The organism is Pseudomonas folii (assembly GCF_014357575.1).
Classification (GTDB): domain Bacteria; phylum Pseudomonadota; class Gammaproteobacteria; order Pseudomonadales; family Pseudomonadaceae; genus Aquipseudomonas; species Aquipseudomonas folii.
Genome location: NZ_JACONW010000285.1, coordinates 1 through 2,631, shown reverse-complemented (window position 1 = coordinate 2,631; position 2,631 = coordinate 1). Strand labels below are relative to the sequence as shown.

The 2,631-nt window shown below is 56.7% G+C and carries 2 protein-coding genes; both read right to left on the bottom strand.

Features of this window, described 5'->3' with window-relative positions:
* Positions 1–208 precede the first annotated feature (208 nt).
* On the bottom strand, positions 209–1,888 hold the full coding sequence (phaC, locus tag H8S59_RS26725; RefSeq protein ID WP_187523356.1) for a class II poly(R)-hydroxyalkanoic acid synthase: 1,680 nt from the start codon (positions 1,886–1,888) through the stop codon (positions 209–211).
* Positions 1,889–2,234: 346 nt separating this feature from the next.
* Entirely contained in the window at positions 2,235–2,612 is a 378-nt protein-coding gene (locus H8S59_RS26720) for a gamma-butyrobetaine hydroxylase family protein (RefSeq protein ID WP_087274399.1), read from the bottom strand.
* Positions 2,613–2,631 lie beyond the last annotated feature (19 nt).

Genomic DNA, 2,631 nt, shown 5'->3' with positions numbered 1-2,631 from the left:
ATCAAAGTGTTGAATTGGAATGAGATCCCTGTGGGAGCGGTGCTTGCCCGCGATAAGAGCGACGCGATCTAAAATGAACCGCGTCCAGCATTATCGCGGGCAAGCACCGCTCCCACAGGTCCAATGTCCGTCTAAAGATAGCGATATGTCTCCAATCTTTGTAACGGCCATCGGCAACCATTCCTGACTCCGCCCGTCGCATCAAACCTTAGCGTTCATGCACATAGGTCCCCGGAGATGCTTCTGCGGGCGCAAAGGTCTTGTTGCCCAGGCTCGCAGGAGACTTCTTCATCTTTCCAGATCTCTCACTCAGCCAGTTCTGCCAGTGCAGCCACCATGAATCGGTGTGCTTGGTGCCGTTTTCCTGCCAGGCCTTTGGATCCACCGGCATCTCGCTGTTGGTCATGTAGCGTGCCTTGGGGTTTCCGGGCGGGTTGAGAATGCTCTGGATATGGCCGCTGCTGGACAGAACAAATTCAGTCTTTCCGCCGAACAGTCGTGCGGATTTGTAACAGGAGCCCCACGGCGTGATGTGATCGTTGGTCCCGGCCAGGCAAAACACATCGCTGGTGACCTGCTTCAGATCGATAGGCGTACCGCACACTTCAAGGGCATTGGGGCGGATCAGCGGATTATTCTTGAACATCTCGATCAGGTCGCCATGGAAGGCGGCGGGCAGGCGAGTGGTGTCGTTGTTCCAGAACAGGATGTCGAACACCGGGGGTTCGTTACCCAGCAGGTAATTGTTGACCCAGTAATTCCAGATCAGATCGTTAGGGCGCATCCAGGCAAATACTTTCGCCATGTCGCTGCCCTCCAGCACACCTGCCTGATAGGAATGGCGTTTGGCCGATTCCAGAGTCTGCTCGTCGACGAACAACGCGACGTCGGTGTCCAGCGTCGTATCGAGGACGCTGACCAGCAAGGTCAGGGCGTTGACCTTCTGATCGCCCAGCGCCGCGTAATGTCCCAGCAACGCGGTGCAAGTGATGCCGCCGGAGCAGGCACCGAGCATATTGATGTCTTTGCTGCCGGTGATGGCCGTGACCACATCGACTGCTTCCTTGAGCGCGTCAATGTAAGTCGACAGGCCCCATTCACGCTGCGCCTTGGTCGGGTTACGCCAGCTGATAATGAACGTCTGCACGTTACTGCGCAGGCAGAAACGCGCCAGGCTTTTTTCCGGGCTCAGATCGAATACGTAGAATTTGTTGATTTGCGGCGGCACCACCAGCAGCGGCCGTTCATGCACTTGCTCGGTGATGGGCTTGTACTGAATCAGCTCCAGCACGTCGTTGCGAAACACCACCGAGCCTTCGCTGGTGCCCAGACTCTTGCCGACTTCGAAGGCGTCCATGTTGACCTGGCTGGGCATGCCGCCGTTATGCACCAAGTCCTTGGCGAGATGAGACAGGCCGTCGAGAATGCTTTTGCCGCCGGTCTCGAAGAAACGCTTGATCGCGGCCGGATTGGCGGCGGTGTTGGTGGGCGACATGGCTTCGGTCATCAGGTTGATGACGAAGTGCCCACGACTGATTTCCTGGGGAGAGAGATTGCTCTCGCCGATCCAGTCATGCAGCTCCTTGCGCCACGCGAGGTAGGACTGCAGATAGCGACGGTAAACCGGGTTCTGACTCCAGGCTGGATCGTTGAAGCGTCTGTCTTCCGGGGCTGGCTGGAGCGCTGATTTGCCCAGCAGCACGTTTTTGAGCTCAACGCCCAGACTGGCGACGTGCTTTGCACTGTGAAAGGGTTGTTTCAGGGCCTGACGCAGGACCATGCGGGCAGTGGTCAGCAAGTCCTTGCGTCGCAGACCCACGACCGGGTTCAAACCCAGTGTGTGTTCCGAGGCTTGTTGCTGCAGGTCATCGTTGTTTCTGCTACTCATTCACGACGCTCCATTGTCCTGATGTGAGTACCGCTTCCCTGTGAATCAGTGACACAGGCGATTGCCGGTACTACTGCTCGGGTGACCGATGATGGCTAAACCGCTTGTCCCTTATCCCTTAAGAGGTGGCCGTCGCGTGGACGCGTGAATAATCGCGCGCCTGGCGACGACTTCTTTGCAAACCTTTCGACTGCATTCGAGGATGCAGGGAACTTGCCAAAACCATTGGTTACGCGAGATTGCAAAAAATCGCAAGCAGCACCAGTCATTGGCCGCTGCGCGGCACATTCAAGCAAAAGGAATTAGAAAGCGCGTCCTAAAACGCCGGGCGGCTCTAGGCCGAGGGTTAGAGCATCAGCCGAATGACTTGCTCGGAAGGGTCGCGGGATTTGCCTGCGTTTTTCAGCTCAAGCAAATAGTCGTTCCACAAATCGTCCTGACGTTGCGCCAGTTCGTAGAGGTATTCCCAGGTGAACAATCCGCTGTCATGACCATCGTCGAAGGTCAATTTCAGTGCGTATTGGCCCGCCGGTTCAACTTTGGTCAGGCCAACCCCCAGCTTGCCAAATTGCAGGATCGGCTTGCCGTGGCCCTGAACCTCCGCAGACGGCGAGTGCACCCGGAGGAATTCTGCAGGCAAGTGATATTCCTCGTTCGGCCCGTACTTGAGTGTCAGGGTTTTCGAGGCTTTGTGGAGCTGGATGGCGGTTGGGAGTTTGGGCATGGATACAATCCCTGTGGGA